This is a genomic window from Psychrobacter sp. NPDC078631, from assembly GCF_050268165.1.
GTDB lineage: Bacteria > Pseudomonadota > Gammaproteobacteria > Pseudomonadales > Moraxellaceae > Psychrobacter.
The window spans coordinates 1-17,264 of record NZ_JBNNGG010000004.1; the positions used below are offsets into that span (position 1 = coordinate 1).

At 41.6% G+C, this 17,264-nt stretch carries 17 protein-coding genes; 4 read left to right on the forward strand and 13 right to left on the reverse strand.

Annotated features, from left to right (window positions below; genetic code table 11):
- Positions 1–477: 477 nt before the first annotated feature.
- Positions 478–1,392 (reverse strand): CDP-diacylglycerol--serine O-phosphatidyltransferase, encoded by a 915-nt coding sequence (gene pssA, locus ACQKCP_RS11015; RefSeq protein WP_427612363.1) that lies wholly within the window; start codon positions 1,390–1,392, stop codon positions 478–480.
- Positions 1,393–1,418: 26 nt separating this feature from the next.
- Positions 1,419–2,306, reverse strand: coding sequence for a 23S rRNA (adenine(2030)-N(6))-methyltransferase RlmJ (locus ACQKCP_RS11020; RefSeq protein WP_057758888.1), 888 nt, complete (start codon positions 2,304–2,306; stop codon positions 1,419–1,421).
- Positions 2,307–2,447: 141 nt separating this feature from the next.
- On the opposite strand from ACQKCP_RS11020, the gene ACQKCP_RS11025 reads away from it, so the two are divergent.
- A complete protein-coding gene (locus ACQKCP_RS11025) occupies positions 2,448–3,203 on the forward strand; it encodes a 2OG-Fe(II) oxygenase (protein WP_427612364.1) in 756 nt (251 codons plus the stop codon).
- 62 nt (positions 3,204–3,265) lie between these two features.
- Positions 3,266–4,483, forward strand: coding sequence for a succinyl-diaminopimelate desuccinylase (dapE, locus tag ACQKCP_RS11030; RefSeq protein ID WP_427612365.1), 1,218 nt, complete (start codon positions 3,266–3,268; stop codon positions 4,481–4,483).
- Between the two features lie 142 nt (positions 4,484–4,625).
- On the opposite strand, the gene ACQKCP_RS11035 is transcribed toward dapE, so the two are convergent.
- From ACQKCP_RS11035 to ACQKCP_RS11060, 6 genes are all read right to left on the reverse strand, one after another.
- Complete coding sequence (locus tag ACQKCP_RS11035; RefSeq protein WP_427612366.1) at positions 4,626–5,129, reverse strand: GyrI-like domain-containing protein; 504 nt, start codon at positions 5,127–5,129, stop codon at positions 4,626–4,628.
- A 65-nt stretch (positions 5,130–5,194) separates the two neighbouring features.
- On the reverse strand, positions 5,195–5,404 hold the full coding sequence (gene iscX / locus ACQKCP_RS11040; protein WP_021812734.1) for a Fe-S cluster assembly protein IscX: 210 nt from the start codon (positions 5,402–5,404) through the stop codon (positions 5,195–5,197).
- Between the two features lie 162 nt (positions 5,405–5,566).
- The gene (locus ACQKCP_RS11045; protein ID WP_261871124.1) at positions 5,567–6,103 is read right to left on the reverse strand and encodes an acyl-CoA thioesterase; all 537 of its coding nucleotides are present in this window, start codon (positions 6,101–6,103) and stop codon (positions 5,567–5,569) included.
- A 279-nt stretch (positions 6,104–6,382) separates the two neighbouring features.
- Positions 6,383–7,783 carry an NAD(P)(+) transhydrogenase (Re/Si-specific) subunit beta gene (locus ACQKCP_RS11050; RefSeq protein WP_101204835.1) on the reverse strand — a complete coding sequence of 467 codons (1,401 nt, stop codon included), beginning with the start codon at positions 7,781–7,783 and terminating at the stop codon, positions 6,383–6,385.
- Entirely contained in the window at positions 7,780–8,118 is a 339-nt protein-coding gene (locus ACQKCP_RS11055) for a proton-translocating transhydrogenase family protein (RefSeq protein WP_298810598.1), read from the reverse strand. The genes ACQKCP_RS11050 and ACQKCP_RS11055 overlap by 4 nt, the downstream gene beginning before the upstream one ends.
- Before the next feature lie 115 nt (positions 8,119–8,233).
- The gene (locus ACQKCP_RS11060; RefSeq protein ID WP_427612367.1) at positions 8,234–9,385 is read right to left on the reverse strand and encodes a Re/Si-specific NAD(P)(+) transhydrogenase subunit alpha; all 1,152 of its coding nucleotides are present in this window, start codon (positions 9,383–9,385) and stop codon (positions 8,234–8,236) included.
- Between the two features lie 497 nt (positions 9,386–9,882).
- On the opposite strand from ACQKCP_RS11060, the gene yaaA reads away from it, so the two are divergent.
- Positions 9,883–10,695: a peroxide stress protein YaaA gene (yaaA, locus tag ACQKCP_RS11065; RefSeq protein WP_427612368.1), complete on the forward strand. Its 813-nt coding sequence runs from the start codon at positions 9,883–9,885 to the stop codon at positions 10,693–10,695.
- A gap of 94 nt (positions 10,696–10,789) precedes the next feature.
- Here yaaA and ACQKCP_RS11070 read toward each other — a convergent pair whose 3' ends face one another.
- The 4 genes from ACQKCP_RS11070 to ACQKCP_RS11085 form a co-directional block, all read right to left on the reverse strand.
- The gene (locus ACQKCP_RS11070) at positions 10,790–12,394 is read right to left on the reverse strand and encodes a glucosamine inositolphosphorylceramide transferase family protein (protein WP_427612369.1); all 1,605 of its coding nucleotides are present in this window, start codon (positions 12,392–12,394) and stop codon (positions 10,790–10,792) included.
- A gap of 491 nt (positions 12,395–12,885) precedes the next feature.
- Entirely contained in the window at positions 12,886–13,554 is a 669-nt protein-coding gene (locus ACQKCP_RS11075; RefSeq protein ID WP_427612370.1) for a glutathione S-transferase family protein, read from the reverse strand.
- Positions 13,555–13,579: 25 nt separating this feature from the next.
- Positions 13,580–14,758: an aromatic amino acid transaminase gene (locus tag ACQKCP_RS11080; protein WP_427612371.1), complete on the reverse strand. Its 1,179-nt coding sequence runs from the start codon at positions 14,756–14,758 to the stop codon at positions 13,580–13,582.
- A gap of 18 nt (positions 14,759–14,776) precedes the next feature.
- Positions 14,777–15,694: a DMT family transporter gene (locus tag ACQKCP_RS11085; protein WP_427612372.1), complete on the reverse strand. Its 918-nt coding sequence runs from the start codon at positions 15,692–15,694 to the stop codon at positions 14,777–14,779.
- A 147-nt stretch (positions 15,695–15,841) separates the two neighbouring features.
- Between ACQKCP_RS11085 and ACQKCP_RS11090 the strand changes: the two genes are divergently transcribed.
- Entirely contained in the window at positions 15,842–16,297 is a 456-nt protein-coding gene (locus tag ACQKCP_RS11090) for an Lrp/AsnC family transcriptional regulator (RefSeq protein WP_057758867.1), read from the forward strand.
- Positions 16,298–16,588: 291 nt separating this feature from the next.
- On the opposite strand, the gene ACQKCP_RS11095 is transcribed toward ACQKCP_RS11090, so the two are convergent.
- Positions 16,589–17,104, reverse strand: a complete 516-nt coding sequence (locus ACQKCP_RS11095) for a hypothetical protein (RefSeq protein WP_427612373.1) — start codon at positions 17,102–17,104, stop codon at positions 16,589–16,591.
- Positions 17,105–17,264 lie beyond the last annotated feature (160 nt).

The window sequence follows — 17,264 nt, forward strand, 5'->3', positions numbered from 1 at the left end:
ATTTAGCGAGCTGACCATCATATCATGTTTTAATAGTCTGTCAACTTCTTTTTTTAATTTGTTTCAACAAGTTAACTGAGTTATTAATGTGTAATAACACACTAGCTACTTCCAGCTCGTCTTGATGAGGTGCGTATTATAGACGCTATATTTATTTAGTCAAGAAGTATTTTCTATTTAATTCAAACAATTTACATCGTCCAAATCAGTAATCCACTTCCCTTTCGACTGGGTGGCATTATACGGAGTTTTAGATAGAAAACAAGGAAACTCTATAAATAATCTCTGTTATTTTCTATTAGTGATATCCTATCAACCTAACCCATTGTTATCACTATCAAACTTTAAATGCTGTCTTTTATATTTACAGATTTAGCTTTTTCATAGTGGTTGACGTATTTCAGCAGTATACAGAGCGTATTAAAAAAGGAAATTACCTGACGGTAAGTTCCTTTTTGTAGAATCTGAATACAGTGTCTAACCTTTTACTTTTGTTCTGATCGTAGTCACGATACCTGATAACGCATAAATAATACCGATCGCTAAGATACCAACAGGAATATCATAGAGCACGATGCTCATGACTAGCACCCCAATGATAAGCACTACAAAAGGCACTTTCTTTTTGTCAAATTCTTTAAAGCTATAGTATTTGACATTGCTGACCATCAGTAGACCGCAAGTCACGACCCAAGCTGCAAACAGTAGCATGACGGCTGTATCGTATTGACCAATCCACTCATTATGATCGACTGCGACCATTACAGCAGATGTCACCAATATAGCAGCCAGCGGACTTGCCAAGCCAACAAAGTACTTTTTATCGACGATGCCGACCTGAACATTAAAGCGTGCAAGGCGAAAAGCAGCACAAGCGGTAAAGACAAACGCACAGCCAATACCGATACGACCCAACGGCTCCAGAGCAAAGCTATAAATCAAAATAGCAGGAGCAACACCAAACGCTAACATATCTGCTAAAGAGTCATATTGCTCACCAAATGGACTTTGCGCATTGAGCATACGTGCGACACGTCCATCTGCGCCATCAAGAATAGCGGATAAAAAGATAGCCAAAGCCGCCTTATAGAACTCGCCTTGGGTACTCGCCAAAATCGAGTAAAAGCCTGACAGTAGCGATAAGGTGGTGATTAGATTGGGTGCCAAATAGACACCGCGACTAACCACTCGCTTACCTTCGGCTACTTCAGCTTCAATCACCTCAAATGTCAAACCATCATAGCTGTCGTTATCCGCTAGACGGATATTAAACTCATGCTCATCAATAAACGGTGGCTGAGTCGCTACATTATCTTGCAACGAGCCGTCATTTGAGGACGAATTGTTCAAAGGTGCATTATTCGGCTGGCCGATAGGTGGCTGAGTCGTCATCTTAATATCCTTATTGGCCGTTATTGCTATTCGCCGACAAGCCAGCGCACATTGGTCGCACTATCAGGCGTCAAGTTTGGCGCGTCTTCTACTTTTAGTACTGGCTGTAAGAAACGTAATATCTCACGCGCATGATTATCAAACTGCCACGGCGGATTGATAACCAGTAGACCTGTACCGTTCAGACCAACCGCAACATCATTAGGATAAATGTTTAGCTCACAAACCAGCTGACGTCTCATTTCAGTACGTTTGAGCTTTTTATAGAAGAGCTCTACGGCTTCGATGTTTTTGATTGGGAACCAAAGTGCGTAAGTTCCTTGTGGCCATTTGTTATAAGCTGCGACTAATAAATCGATCAGGCGCGTAAAATCTTTGTGCTCTTGCTCATAAGGGGGATCAAGAAAAATCAAACCGCGCTTTTCTTTTGGTGGAATAACAGCGGTAATACCTTCAAAAGCGTCACGATGCTGGATACCAATTGGCAACTTATGTAGCTGATAGTTCAACGCATCGTATTCAGTCGCTTTGGCTTCAAAAGCCTCAGCACGCACGCCAGCATCAGGCTTTTTAGCCGCAGTTTTTTCGACATGATGGGCAACCCACCACGGCGAACCAGGATAGACTTTATTGTCGTAAGTGAATTTGGCTTGCTTAATGCCTTCCATATAATCTTTGACAGCAGCTGGGGCTTTTTCGGTATCTGCTTTTAGAAAAGCTTGAATACCGCCTTTGGCCTCACCTGTTTTGCGCGCTTCTTCACTGCTTAGTGAATACAGTCCACGACCGCCATAAGCGTCAAGCACATAAAAAGGTTTGTTTTTCTGCCCCAGTTGATTAAGCAGTTGTACCAATAAAATGTGTTTAACCACATCAGCAAAGTTACCAGCGTGGTAGGCGTGTTTATAGTTCATAATCTCAAAAGTTTAAATAAGAAAAATTGCATCTATGGTAGCATAGGCAGAGTAAAAGATAATGTGGTTTTAGTAAGTGCTTTCAATAAAAACGTATTGAATGACGGTATATTGACAGCTGATTGATAATAATGAGATGAAATGACGCAGATTATTAGCAACCTTAACAAGACAGCGTTGGTCGTTGATCATCCGATAGGTCAGGATAATCCACCATTACTGCTGCTAGATACTCATAATGATAGCCAAGAAATTCCTACTCAGCACATATTGCAGATGTCTGACTTTGCGGTGGACTGGGAAGATAAGCTGACGGATAAACAGCTTGATACCTTTGTCACTGACGGCTGGCTCATCATTGATGACGTATTTAATAGTACTGCCTTATTAGCACTACAAGCAGAAAGCGGTTTTATTGACTATCGTGATGCAGAGCTGACCGCTGGTGTTCGCATCAGTGATATTCGCGGTGATAGAATACGCTGGATTACTGAAGACTTTTTTGCAGGCTACTATTATCTGCAAAGCATCAATGCTTTGGCCTCGCTATTCAATCGTAGTTTATTCGCTGGTATTCGCCATAGTGAAGCGCATTATGCGTGCTATCCGACTGGCTTTGGCTATCAATGGCACAGTGACAACCCTGCTGGACGTGATGAACGGGTTATCTCAGCAGTGTTTTATCTCAATGATGATTGGGAAACAGCTGACGGCGGTGCGCTAGAAGTCGTGGATAAACATGGTGTTCATCATGAAGTGATGCCAGTTGCCAATAGACTGATTATTTTTGATAGCGATTTACGTCATCAAGTACAAACTGCACATCGTCAACGCTACTCTATCGCTACTTGGATGCGCCGTGACGGTCTTGTACCCTTTGTCGAAGTAGCCGTTTAGCATTTATCCTCTACTCTTTATTTATATTTACCATTTCAATTTATTATACAAAAGGCTTATTCATGTCTGACTCTCATAACCAATCAAGCGCGTCTCAACAAACGACTCATCAGCAAGAAACCTTAGATTTAAGTGTTGCACTGTTAGAGCGCCCTTCAGTGACGCCCGATGACGATGGTTGCCAAGATATGTTGTCAGCACGGTTGGAACAGTCAGGCTTTGATTGCGAGTTTATGTATTTCGGTGATAGAAAACAAAGTGGCGAACATGCCGAAGTTAAAAACTTATGGGCACGCCGCGGTACTACCGATCCAGTTATTTGTTTTGCTGGACATACTGATGTCGTGCCAACGGGTGACGAAAAAAACTGGACCTATCCTCCGTTTACCCCGACCATCGCTGATGGGTATTTATGGGCACGCGGTGCCGCCGATATGAAAACTGGTATTGCAGCTTTTACTGTCGCAGCCGAACGTTTCGTCGCCAATCATCCTGAGCACAATGGCTCTATTGCTTTTTTAATTACTTCAGATGAAGAAGGCCCGTCAATTAATGGTACGGTTAAAGTAATCGAGACTTTAGAAGCTCGCCAAGAAAAAATCACTTATTGTCTCGTTGGTGAGCCATCGAGTACCGATACGTTAGGCGATATCATCAAAAACGGTCGTCGTGGCTCGCTAGGTGCAGAGCTTACCGTTACAGGTAAACAAGGCCATGTCGCCTATCCACATCTGGCATCTAATCCGATTCATGCGGCGATGTCTGCCCTTGCTGAACTGACGTCTACCGCATGGGACAATGGCAATGACTATTTCCCAGCCACATCATTGCAAATATCAAACATCAATGGTGGCACAGGTGCAACGAATGTCATCCCTGAAACGCTAAACGTGGTTTTTAACTTCCGTTTTTCAACTGAAACGACTGAAGATGAACTAAAAGCAAAAACGCATGCTATCTTTGATAAGCACTTTGCCAACAGTAAAGCAAGCTACGATATTCATTGGAAATTATCTGGTCAGCCATTTTTGACCCCTGAAGGAAAATTGGTTTCGGCCTGTCAGAACGCCATCAAAAAAGTGACCGATGTCGATACCACACTATCAACTTCTGGTGGTACCTCCGATGGACGCTTTATCGCACCAACTGGTGCCCAAGTGGTCGAACTGGGTGTGCGTAATGCGACGATTCACCAAGTAGATGAAAAAGTAGAAGTCGATGATCTAGGAAAGCTTGCCCAAATTTACGAAGGTATTTTGGAAAATCTACTGTTGGATTGATTTCAAGATTAATCGCACTTGTCTAATTTATGACATCTGGCCAAAGAAAAAGCGCTACCTGATTTAGGTTAGCGCTTTTTTTGTCATTATTTTTGTCGATAATGGATCGAGCAGCTTAAGTTACTTAAGCCAATTACTAACTTTACTCGATACTAATATAGACATCAACTTGACCGTATTCTAAGTTACCACCGATATAATGCTCAAAGTCTACATTAAAAGTGCGGGTATGCTCGCAATCTGGCGTATTGAAATATTCCCAAGCACTTTCCCATGCATTCATCACAGTGTTAGGCATATAACCTTCTTCAGAAAATACCAAGTACTTTCCCGCAGGAATATCAACCGTCACTACGTTACTAGTACTGGCTACACTGTCGCTTTCTGATTGTGCATCTTGCTCGCTGGCTACTTTCCAACTGGCCACAACGTCAAAGGCTCCTGCCAGATCATCGCTTTCATAGTTGTGATAGACACCATAAATATCTTCACCTTCAGGGAGTTCACCCGCGTGATTTTGATAAAACTTCTGCCATAATCTACCAAGTTTGGCAGTGTCATGGCTTATCTCAGCATTATTGGTGGTACGAACGCTGATACCGCTACAAGCTATCGCTTCTGGTAGCTCTTTAATTTGTGATGTCATGATGCGGCCTTTTCTATCTGTTTATTTAGTTTTCTGTTTGTAGCAATGCTGGCAGACCGAATCGATTAATCGGCTTCATCAATCCAGTTCATTTGAATGGCTTCTAAGATGCCTTCATTTGATTTTTGTGGATCATCATCAAAGCCTTCAAGCTCAGTTACCCAGCGATGCAAATCAGTAAAGCGAATGTACTGCGGATCTGTTTCTGGGAATTTCTCATAAAGCTCAATCGCGATATCTAAGCTGTCTGTCCATTTTAATTTTTGTGGGGTCATAACGGTACCTTTTTTTAGTCGTTTTGAGAATCATCATATTAAAAACGATGCCATCGTCCTAATACTGACGACTTGATGGGCTCTATCCTACCAAAATTCAGCAAATGATTATAGCCAAGTTATTTTACGATGTTGTCTTTCAATACTGTTTTGCGATATGGCTTAGGCTGATTTAGTCGATTTTACCGCGACTTGGTGCTCATTCCATGTGTTAATGGTATCCGTCAACTGCTCACCCATCATATCTAATACTTCTGGTGTGCGCATACCTTTACTATCTGTAAAAACAAACTTGGTCATACCAACGCCCATCAGCTGATTTTTGACAAAAAACCGATGCTCAAAATACACGTATTTATGATCCCATCCTGCGACTGCACTGCTAAGCGTCATTTTATCCAAAAATTTAATTTGCTTGAGATAAATCATCTCTTGCATGGCAATCACCCAATTCAGCGGTTTAATGCCTTTTTCGTGACAACACGCCTTTACCCAGCGTGTCACGTTTAGCTCAATAAATGATAAATAACGATAATTGGGTAAATGATCGCGAAATCCCATATCGTGTGGCAAAATTCGATAATGGCGGACGGTCGGTGCAGTCAATGTCTCTAGACTGATAGTTTCGCTCGTCGATTGATGCTTGAGCTGTTGTTTAAGTAAGCTGACCATAATAAAAAAACGCAGTAACATGTTCATAAATCTTTCTCTTATTTCATCGTATTTATAATTGGTGATTGTCTATCGTTGAAGCTGTTCAGATGGGTTAAAAGGTTAATCAGGCGCATACCGTATAGTGAGTACATAAAGCACAGTTAATATTATGATCATTAAAAACTCACCATAATTGGAAATAATCTCAGTCCATAGTCGGTTCATAAATGCCGCCCACTTTAACGCAAAAAAAGCCACCTCAGTGACTTTCTTTATCTAAAAACTTATCTGCAAATAATAATGGTTAAAAACATAGCTTAGAGATTAATGACCGCCGCCATTGATAGTACGTACCATCTCTTCTACCATTTTCTTGGCATCACCAAAGATCATCATCGTTTTGTCCATGTAGAATAAGCTGTTATCCAGACCCGCATAACCAGTACTCATTGAACGCTTGATGACCATAACCGTCTGGGCTTTGCTGACTTCTAAAATCGGCATACCAAAGATTGGCGAGGTAGGATCATCTTTCGCAGATGGGTTTACAACGTCGTTTGCACCGATAACCAAGACCACATCTGTACTCGCAAAGTCTGAGTTAATCTCGTCCATTTCTAAAATGTCATCATAAGGTACATCAGCTTCAGCCAATAGGACGTTCATATGACCTGGCATACGACCAGCAACTGGATGGATAGCAAAGCGAACGTTAACACCTTCTTCTTTTAATAGCTCATATAGCTCTTTTACTGCATTCTGTGCACGGCCTTGTGCCATACCATAACCTGGTACAATGACCACACTGCTAGCATTAGACATGAGGAACCCCGCGTCTTCTGCTGAGCCCGCTTTGTAGTTCTTCGGTGCCCCATCATCGCCGCCTGCGGCAACAGCTGACGTACCCATGCCACCAAACAAGACATTAAGTAGTGAGCGGTTCATGGCTTTACACATGATGTAAGACAAGATCGCACCTGATGAACCGACCAGAGAACCTGCGATAATCAGCATCGAGTTGCCAAGGGTAAAACCAATGCCTGCTGCTGCCCAACCTGAGAATGAGTTCAGTAGTGATACAACTACTGGCATGTCACCGCCACCGATTGGCGCAATCCACATCCAGCCGAAGATAACGGCAATCACAGCCATCGCATAAAACGCCGGTAATGAGTCAGTGACGAAATACACTCCACCGAAACCAATCATCGCAATGAATAGTAGCGCTTGAACTGGTTTTACCCAGCCGCCAACCAATGTTTTCGCCCAGCTTTTCGCTGCCAATTTGCCAAAGGCAAAGACTGAAGCTGAGAACGTAATCGCACCGATGAAGCAACCGATAAATAGCTCGATGCGAGCAACGGCGCCATGCTGCTGTTCAGTGTGTAATACTGTCGCAAGTGCAATCGCAACCGCTGCCAAACCGACGAATGAATGCATCAAAGCAACCGTTTCTGGCATTTGAGTCATCGCGACTGTTTTCGCTTTCCACATACCAACGAGGGCACCCAACACCATCGCCCCGATAATCAACCAAAGCACAGGGCCTTCTGCTAAGAAGAACGTCGTGACGACAGCAATCGCCATCGCTGCCATACCAAAACGGTTACCGCGAATCGCTGTCTTTGGGCTAGATAAACCACGTAACGTTAAAACAAAGAGGATAGCACCGACTAAATAGAACCAATCTGCATTTGCTGCAATCATTGCTGAGAAATCATTCATGCGTCACCTCCAACATCAGTGGTTGCTACTGGTGCTTTTTTTACTTTCGGTTTAAACATCGCAAGCATACGCTCAGTCACAGCAAAGCCACCGAAAATATTGATACTGGCTAAAAATACCGCAAAGGCACCAAGCAAACTGGTCGGTGTAAACATTGAACCATCAATCGTGACGGTTTGTAGCATCGCACCCACGATGACGATACTTGATAAAGCGTTGGTTACCGCCATCAATGGCGTATGCAATGCAGGCGTAACGCCCCAAACCACGTAGTATCCGACAAAAATAGCGAGCACAAATACAGTGAAAATCGCTACAAATGGTGTGCTACTCATGGCCGCACCGGCTGGCGCTGCAGCTAAAATAGTGGCAATCATCTAATCCTCCTAAAAATTTATTCATTACTGGCAAATGTGTAGTGACAAAATATGTGGTAATAAACTGTTCAAACTAGCGTTTGGCTAGTCGTACCTGACTGTCATGTGTCACTGCCAGTGCACCCTGAATCTCGTCTTCCATGTCTAAGTTAAGTGCCAAGCTAGCTGATGCGTCATTGCCAGCAGGTGCAATCAATGTCGTAATAAAGTTAACAAGGTTATTGGCATACAAATCTGAAGACTGTGCGGCTAGCATAGATGGAATATTGGCGGCACCAACGATACGTACGCCGTTGTCTGTGGTAATGGTTTCGTTAGGCACACTGCCTTCGACGTTACCACCCGTACCGGCCGCCATATCGATCAGTACGGAACCTGCTTTCATTTTGGCAAGCGTTGCGCCATGTACCAAACGCGGTGCGTTACGACCAGGAATCTGCGCCGTGGTAATAACGATGTCAGCGTTGCTCAATGCTTTGTCCACGACAGCTGCTTGATCTTTGACATATTGCTCTGATGGCGTCCATGCATAACCACCGGTAGACTTAGCTGTTTCAGCCTCCTCTGCGCTCATCGGTACATCAAGCCATTTACCACCGAGTGACTCCACTTGCTCGCGAGCAGTCGGACGTAAGTCACTGGCTTCTACTACTGCACCCAGACGCTTTGCTGTCGCAATCGCTTGTAGACCTGCAACACCAACACCTAGGATAACGACTTTGGCTGGCTTAACCGTACCCGCCGACGTCATAAACATCGGGAAAGGACGTGAATACTCATTGGCCGCGAGCAATACTGCTTTATAACCAGCAAGGTTGGCTTGTGACGACAATACGTCCATATTCTGTGCGCGTGACAGTGTACGAGGCAATAACTCCATCGCAAATACTGTTGCGCCTTTGGCTGCATAAGTATCAAGCTGAGTGTTGCGATACGGGTCGAGCATGCCAATGACGATCTGACCAGACGATAAGCTTTCAGTGGCTTCCGCTGGTAGGTCATTGACGGTGGTAATAATATTAGACTGGGTAATCACCTCGGTACGACTACTGGCAATGTCGGCGCCCGCAGCCTGATACAACTCATCAGCATAGTATGCTGCTTGGCCTGCACCTGACTGAATGACGACTTCAAACCCAAGTTTACGCAATTTTTTGACTGCGTCTGGGGTTATGGCTACACGGCTCTCGCTCGTGATATCTGCACTGATTACACCGATTTTCATACCGTCTCCTTACTTACGTCCAATGACTATATTTACGTCTCACGACTACCTTTAATACCCTCAACGCACATCTAAAAAGCACAGGGGACAAAACCCATTGATCATGATTAATCCATTACAGCGACCAAAGGTTATCAATTTAATAAATGATAGCTACTTTACCATCATGCCTTTTTATTATAGAGATATCGTTCGTCAAGTTTCATTGTCTAATGATGACCCACAAGTAAAATAAAAATTTAGGTATTTACACCATTGGCATACTTTTTGTTGGTATATTAAAGCCTTTTATTTTTCCAAAAAACGCTTAACCCTTACAGATACAGGCCTACCTCCATTTATTTCCTAATGTTAAATCCGTTCTTTTATTAAACAAATAACGTCAATAAACATAAAATAAGCAAGGTTAAGTCAAGTTCCACCCATGCATACCGTATAATAAGAATACTTGACACTCGAAAAAACTCGTCATCGATTCATTATAATAAGGAATAACTATGTATTTTTTGCTTTCCCCTGCAAAATCTCTGAACGAAACAGACGCTATACCACTAAACTTAGGCAACTACTATAGCCAGCCCGAGCTAATCGAGCGCTCACAAGAATTGATGAAAGTACTGAAGTCAAAAGAGCCCGTTGACCTACAAGAATTGATGAGTATATCTGACGATTTGGCTCAGCTTAATGCTACGCGCAATCAACAATGGCATTGGAGCGAAGAGCAACCATTTACTAACGATGCCTCTGATAATGCCGCTAAGCCTGCAGGCTATTTATTCGATGGCGATGTCTATACTGGACTTGATATGTATCATATGGACAAAGATACCGCTACTTATGTCAATGAGCACTTAGGTATTTTGTCTGGACTGTATGGAGTACTAAAGCCACTAGATCTGATCCAGCCATATCGTTTAGAGATGGGCACCAAGCTGAAAAATGAGCGCGGTGACAATCTTTATGAGTTTTGGGGTGAGGAAGTGACTAACGTTATCAATGCGCGTATGGCTGACAGCGATGACAAAACATTGGTTAATTTGGCTTCCAATGAATACTTTAAGGCGTTAAAGAAAAAAGCACTGAAGGCAGACATCATCACGCCAAGATTTGAAGACCAGAAAAATGGTCAATATAAAGTGATTAGCTTTTATGCCAAAAAAGCCCGTGGACTGATGGTTAAATATGCTGCTGATAATAAGCTGACCAATGCTGAGCAGCTAAAGCAGTTTGATTTGGCAGGATATTATTACTGCATCGAGGCGTCTGATGATAAGACGTGGACGTTTAGAAGAGATGCGGCGGATCAGTAGCTTGATATAATACGAGTCAAAATTATAAAAACCCCATCATAAGCCGAAACTTATGATGGGTTTTTTATCCTCCAACCACTAAACGCTTTATATCCTATACTCTAAAGCGCAATTTATCCCTTGATACATCCAGTACCACTATTTCATTATAAACATTATAGGTATGGAGACGATCAATATCAGTCTCCCAATCAGGTTCAATATAACGTACAAAGGTTTCTTTATAAAACGTCGGTGTTAGCTCTTCTACTAGGTATAAAGCAATCCTACGCCCGTATCTAATGGTTCCATCTTGAGCAGTACGAAATAACTGACCATTTTTTCGAAATAGTGCTCCCGCTAGTCGTGAGCCACGCACATCAATCTTGAATGGTGCACAAGGATGAATGACCCAGTTATCTGATTCTAAGCTGTCAGAAGTATAGATATGCAGCTCTAAATCTATTGTCATATTTGAAACTGAACCATGCGTTGTAAAAAGATACCATAATCCATTGTGCTCTATGACTGCACTATCTGCTGCCTGAATGCCCGAAACTAAATCATTAACTTTCTTCCACTTTCGGGGAAAATCTACTGCCTTCAATAAGTTGATACAATGAGTATCTGCAGCTTCTGGAATCATATATACCGCACCCTTATGCTCAAACACATTGGGAAAGCTTAAGTGCGTGCTAATACCTAAATCTGCGGGACCAGTGTCAATAATTTGACGGTTTTTATTTAGTTCTATCCACTCTATTCGACCAATATTCTCTTTATAGTTCAAGCTTTCAAAAAATATGTAACGTCTTGAGTCGTGTTCAATATAAAAGGGATCAGCCCAAAAGCAGCCTTTCGCAGGCGGTATTTCTGTATATGTGTGTATTGGTTGATCAACAGATCCAATAAAAAGGCTCCACTGATTGAGATAAAAACTCTTATAAAAAGTTTTGACAGTATAGTATTTTAAGAATCTAGGTAAGTGTTTGATGGTCATTGATAAGTCAGGTTTATGATGAACCGTGTGTTCGTCAGTTGTCTTAATAGACTTTCCGGTATTAACTCCAACTCTATTCCTGTGGAAGTACCAATATAATATCGATGCTGCTATCCCATTTGACTTACGCTTAGTTAAGTTATAATCCCAGTAAAATAACGTGCCATAACCTTCCCCTACTACTTTATCTACATTAAGGTGTTCATTTAATAATTGCAAAGTAACGACGCTACTTTCCCATTGTTCAGCAAACTGCCAATATAACGTAGGCTTATCATGTTGTATTGCATTGTTGCCATAATGAAAAAAAAGCACGCCATTTTTTGTAATACTTAAAATTTTTCCTGTCAGCGCTCCGAAACCAATATTAAGCAGGTAATCTAAATCCGCAGCTTCGATTTTCTCAATCACTGAATCTTCAATTTCTTCAGTGTACTCACCCTGCTTCGGTATAGACATGATAGTAGGCATTGAGCCATTTTCTGATAAGTCGTGGATAGAATAATGTTTAGCATTACTCTTAGTTCGAGAAAGAGAAGAGAATATTTTTTGATTAATTAGGGGAATAGACTTTAGTACACTGCGTTTTTGTTTTATATTTCGTTGAATAGCGATACAAACCTCGACAACTCCTTCATCCACTAATGACTTAAGTGGTTCAAAGTTGTACCACGCCAAGGTCTTATCTTCTACAAGGATTCCAAGCCTAATCTTCTTCATCGTTATCACATTAAATGGCACACGATATTTCGCGCATTCTGACCCGTAACACGTGTCCAAATTCCTTTTAAGTAAATTATCATTCCATTATATATTCTTATAATAGCATATATATTAATAAACGTTAAACAGAGCGCAGCGTTAAAATCAGACGCAAAAAAGCCCTGCTATCTTCCGATAAAGAGCTTTTAATAGTCAAATAGGTTTTATGACAAAATCATACTTTTAGCGAAAAGCGATTTATCGAGAAAGGTAAGAAAATGGTCAATATAAAGTGAAAGGTTGAGCAGCTAAAGCAGTTTGATTTGGCAGGATATTACTACTGCATCGAGGCGTCTGATGGATAAGACATGGATGTTTAGAAGAGATGCGGTAGATCAGTAGCTTGATATAAAATACATTTACTACAATCGTTAGAAGCCACTAGGAGCATTGCATTCAGTGCTTCTAGCCCAGTCATTTAATATCTTTTAGTTGAACATATGAACAGATTACAACAACCCTTCTTGTGCCATCATTTCTTGTACCGAGGCGCGGTTTAGCATGGCTTGATAATGTGCGTTTAAATGTGTCCAGTCTTGTGCTCGACTCGCATATCGCTGACTCCAGTAAGCAATCATAAATAAATGAAAATCAGCCCCACTTAATTTATCGCCTAATAACCATGGACCATTATTCGCCAATCCTTTTTCAACAATACCCCAGCAGTGGGTTAACACATCATTTGCTTTATCTTTCACTTGTTGCAAATTGTGCTCACCGCTAATGTACTGCTCGGGATGTGCCCAGTGATTAGCGGCTTCTTGCAGTGTAGAAGACATCCAAAATAAATACTGGTAATAAACCCCGCGCTTGGGGCATCCTGTGTCAGGTGCTAGCCCAGACTCTGGGTGCTGATCTAACACATACATTAAAATTGCCGCAGACTCATAAATGACCTGCCCCTGATGCACCAACGTAGGTACTTTGCCATTTGGATTGATGGCTAGATACTCAGCTGATTTTTGCATGTTCTTAGACAGGTCTATTTCTATCATCTCATAAGATGCGCCTAGCTCCTCGAAGACAGCATGGGTGGCCATGTTAGCGCCACCCTTATCCCAATATAAAGTATAAATAATCGTGTCCTTCTTGCTGTGGCAATTAATAGATAAAACCATTGCACTGAGTTATAAAGATTATTCTCTAACGTGAAATAATCGACATGATAGCGTCCGCTAGTTGAGGGATTTCCGTCATTTTCAAACCTGCAATATTAATTCTACCATTTGGCATACCGTAAATCGCGAACTCATTTTGCAATAACAGCATTTGATTTTCTGTTAGCGGCAATAGAGAAAACATGCCTTTTTGGTGCGAAATGTCCAAAAACTCTGCAGGTGCACCCATATCTTTTAATGCTGCGCCTAATGCTTGTCGAATAGTATCTACCCTACTACGGTAGCTTGTCAGTTCGTCTAGCCAAGCGTCTGGGCTGTCTAGCAAATAAGAAGCCACTGCGGCACCGTGATTGGGCGGCATGGAGTAATTGGCGCGTGTGATAGTTTCTAAAAGTGTCTGTATATCTGCGTGACGCTCATGGTTCGTCGTCATCACCGTGGCAATACCCGTCCGCTCATTGTACAGCCCCATGTTTTTTGAACAGCTAGCGGCAATAAATGCAAAGTCAGAGTCTTCAATGATTAAACGAAGCCCTGCAGCATCGGTATCAGGATCACCTCCAAAACCTTGATACGCCATATCAATAAACGGAACAATATTTTTCTGTTTACACCTATCAGAAAACAGTTGCCACTGCTCTAAAGAAGGATCTATACCAGTAGGATTATGGCAGCACGCATGTAATAACAGCACATCTCCTTCTTGTGCTTTTTCTAGCGCGGCAAAACACGCATCAATGTCTAACTGACCATTTTTATTTTGCCAAGGATACGTATTAACCGCTAACCCAGCACCTTCCATCAGCGGACGATGATTGATATAGCCAGGGTCGCTGATCCAAACAGTTGAATCTGGAGAGAGCGTGGCAATAAAGTCAGCAATGAGTCGTAATGCACCTGATGCCCCAACCGTCTGAATCGTGCACTGGTCTTTTAGACTTGGACTGTCACCCAGTACAAATTTTGCCATTTGCTGGTTAAAATTAGCGTTACCCGATAGCATGCCATAAGCCTTCGAATGAGCTTCATGAGCAAGATGTACTTCTGCGTCTTGCACTGTTTTCATCACGGGCGTATTGCCATGCTTATCTCGATAAACACCAACCAATAGATCTATTTTATTTTTACGCTGGTCAGCGCGAAACCTACCTAACAACGCCCACAGTGGATCGCCACTGATGATAGGCATATTGTTTAACATCATGATACTTCCTTAATTAATTTATTGCGCTCGATTGGACAAGATAACACCAATAGTACTGAGTACGATGCCGCATATCATAATGACTGATAGAGACTCACTGAGTATCAGCATAGCCAGTATAGCGGTTAATCCTGGGGATAAAGAGCCAAGTAATAAGGTACGAATGGAGCCCAGCTGTTTTACTGCATAAGAAAACGCAATGGTTGATACCACCCCTACACCAAGCCCTTGTACTAGGATGAACGGAAGCGCTTCATCAAAAGATACAGAACCTATATTGGTCTCCACAATACCAGACAGAACCATCACTAATGTCAGAAAAAACGAGGTATAAGAGAGCACGATAGCAATAGCGATTGGACTCAACTTGGTGCTTTTTAACCCCAAGGTATAACCCGCCCAAATCAGGCTTGCCATCAACAGTAACCCCACACCGTACAGAAGACTGCTAGGCACTGACTGTGCACGCCCGCCAATCATCGTAGCGATACCGAAGAGAATAAGGATTAATGCGGCAAATTTTCTTAATGATATTCGCTGACGATAAAAAATAAAAGACAATAATGCGGCAAAGAAAACTGGCGTACCTGTCAAAATAGTACCAACGTAAGCTGCTGGCACCGTACTTGCGCCAAAAGCAGCCAATAAAAGAAAAGGTACGCCACCAAGTAAAATAAACATGATATCTGGCAGTCTTATGTTTTTGACTTCATGCCAACTAGAGAGTACCCAAGGAGTCAACAAGACCAGCGGTACACTGAAGCGAATGAGCATGACATCGGCAATACTTAGCGACGATGCTCCAACCGCTCGCACAGTCAACGCAAATCCTGACCAAATCAATAATACGACGCTCATAGCCACATAGCCTTTGGTCAGTGGCGACATAATGAACAAAGGATTTTTGCGCGATGAGGGGTGGAATATCGTATTCATAGTCGTGTCTTATCCTGCTATACAAAGACCAATTATCGATTAAAATACGCGCTTTTATCTCTATTTATTCATTGCAATTTTGCAAATATTTGGTGGATAATGCCAATTAAATTAAAATTATTGGCTTAAAAAGTCAAAAGGTAAATTATGGATAAAATCGATCGCCATATCTTGGAAGTGCTCCAGAAAGAAGCGCGCTTATCTACAGCCGAACTGTCCGAACGTATAGGGCTATCGCCTTCTCCTTGCGCGCGACGCCTAAAGCGTTTGGAGGACGAAGGCTATATAGAGAACTATCAAGCAAACGTAAACAAAGCCAAAGCGGGTATTGCGATGAGTTTCTTTGTGGAGGTCAGTCTCAACAGCCACCAAGAAGAATCTATCGCAGCCTTCGAACGAGCTCTATCCAACATGGATGAGGTGATTAATGGACATGTGGTATCGGGTTCTTACGATTATTTATTAGAGGTAGTGAGCCCAAATCTTGATGGCTATGAGCGGTTCACCCGTAAGCTACACAAGCTTGCTAGCGTAAAAGATATACACACTCATTTATCGGTGAGAAAGGTAATCAATAAGACGACTCTACCTATTTTTGTGTGAGATTCTTTTATACCGATTAGGAGAACAATGTCTCACTCGATCATTCGTGAGTAGCAAGGCCCATAATGAGTTCATTTGAATTTGACAGAATATTGCTATTATAAAGAAGTGTCTGATGATAAGACGTGGATTTTTAGAAGGGATGCGATAGATGCGTAATCATTAGCTAAAATAGACTAAAATTTTATAGAAAAACCCTAGCAAGCTCAGCTCGCTAGGGTTTTTCTATATGGGTTAAAACTAGAGGTTTATTTGTATAGATAATTTGTGCTCATGAGAGAAGTTCTTTATCTAATTATTTTTTGAACAAGTAAATATTACGCCCTCAGTATCCTCTTTCAAAGTCATACTTGATTGTGACAAAGATATAATTGAGGAAGATGCACTTATATTTTTTGGGAACATATCAGTCATATTGAATGACTGGTCCATGTATGGATGACTTATATTAGTCAACTTAATATCTTCTAATATTTCAACTAATTTTTTATTGTTTATCTCCCAAGTGCCTGTACCGAAATAATCGTATTCAAGCGTAATTTTTTCTTTAGGATAATCTATTATCATCGTACCAAATGTATTACTTCGTTTATTAGTGAAATACGAAGCTTTTCCTTTCATAGTAACAGTTGCATCTTCAACTTCCATTTCGACAGGATTGCAGTTCCAAGTACCAACTAACTTAGAGCTATACATCTGATCAATACTCGCGAGATCGTTCATTTTATTACTTTGAGCAATACTAGAACTGTATGGAACGAACATGACACTAAGCGAAACGAGAGCGGTGAATAATACTTTCTTCATTAACTTTCCAAAAATATAAATAAGATTACAATCTTATGTGTAAGTTTAACAACTGTTTTGTTTCTACATTATGGCTGTTAATTTTAAGAGTTTCAAACCAATGATCAATATTTATCTTTCAACCCTAAAAAATCACGATAAGCTCAGCCTATAAGGGTTT

Excerpts from the sequence above, each read along its gene's own strand:
- ACQKCP_RS11070 (WP_427612369.1), bottom strand. The coding sequence starts at position 12,394 with ATGAAGAAGATTAGGCTTGGAATCCTTGTAGAAGATAAGACCTTGGCG.
- dapE (WP_427612365.1), top strand. The coding sequence starts at position 3,266 with ATGTCTGACTCTCATAACCAATCAAGCGCGTCTCAACAAACGACTCAT.
- ACQKCP_RS11090 (WP_057758867.1), top strand. The coding sequence starts at position 15,842 with ATGGATAAAATCGATCGCCATATCTTGGAAGTGCTCCAGAAAGAAGCG.
- iscX (WP_021812734.1), bottom strand. The coding sequence starts at position 5,404 with ATGACCCCACAAAAATTAAAATGGACAGACAGCTTAGATATCGCGATT.
- ACQKCP_RS11060 (WP_427612367.1), bottom strand. The coding sequence starts at position 9,385 with ATGAAAATCGGTGTAATCAGTGCAGATATCACGAGCGAGAGCCGTGTA.
- ACQKCP_RS11055 (WP_298810598.1), bottom strand. The coding sequence starts at position 8,118 with ATGAGTAGCACACCATTTGTAGCGATTTTCACTGTATTTGTGCTCGCT.
- ACQKCP_RS11080 (WP_427612371.1), bottom strand. The coding sequence starts at position 14,758 with ATGATGTTAAACAATATGCCTATCATCAGTGGCGATCCACTGTGGGCG.
- ACQKCP_RS11085 (WP_427612372.1), bottom strand. The coding sequence starts at position 15,694 with ATGAATACGATATTCCACCCCTCATCGCGCAAAAATCCTTTGTTCATT.
- ACQKCP_RS11025 (WP_427612364.1), top strand. The coding sequence starts at position 2,448 with ATGACGCAGATTATTAGCAACCTTAACAAGACAGCGTTGGTCGTTGAT.
- ACQKCP_RS11045 (WP_261871124.1), bottom strand. The coding sequence starts at position 6,103 with ATGAACATGTTACTGCGTTTTTTTATTATGGTCAGCTTACTTAAACAA.
- ACQKCP_RS11020 (WP_057758888.1), bottom strand. The coding sequence starts at position 2,306 with ATGAACTATAAACACGCCTACCACGCTGGTAACTTTGCTGATGTGGTT.
- ACQKCP_RS11095 (WP_427612373.1), bottom strand. The coding sequence starts at position 17,104 with ATGAAGAAAGTATTATTCACCGCTCTCGTTTCGCTTAGTGTCATGTTC.
- ACQKCP_RS11075 (WP_427612370.1), bottom strand. The coding sequence starts at position 13,554 with ATGGTTTTATCTATTAATTGCCACAGCAAGAAGGACACGATTATTTAT.
- yaaA (WP_427612368.1), top strand. The coding sequence starts at position 9,883 with ATGTATTTTTTGCTTTCCCCTGCAAAATCTCTGAACGAAACAGACGCT.
- ACQKCP_RS11050 (WP_101204835.1), bottom strand. The coding sequence starts at position 7,783 with ATGAATGATTTCTCAGCAATGATTGCAGCAAATGCAGATTGGTTCTAT.
- ACQKCP_RS11035 (WP_427612366.1), bottom strand. The coding sequence starts at position 5,129 with ATGACATCACAAATTAAAGAGCTACCAGAAGCGATAGCTTGTAGCGGT.
- pssA (WP_427612363.1), bottom strand. The coding sequence starts at position 1,392 with ATGACGACTCAGCCACCTATCGGCCAGCCGAATAATGCACCTTTGAAC.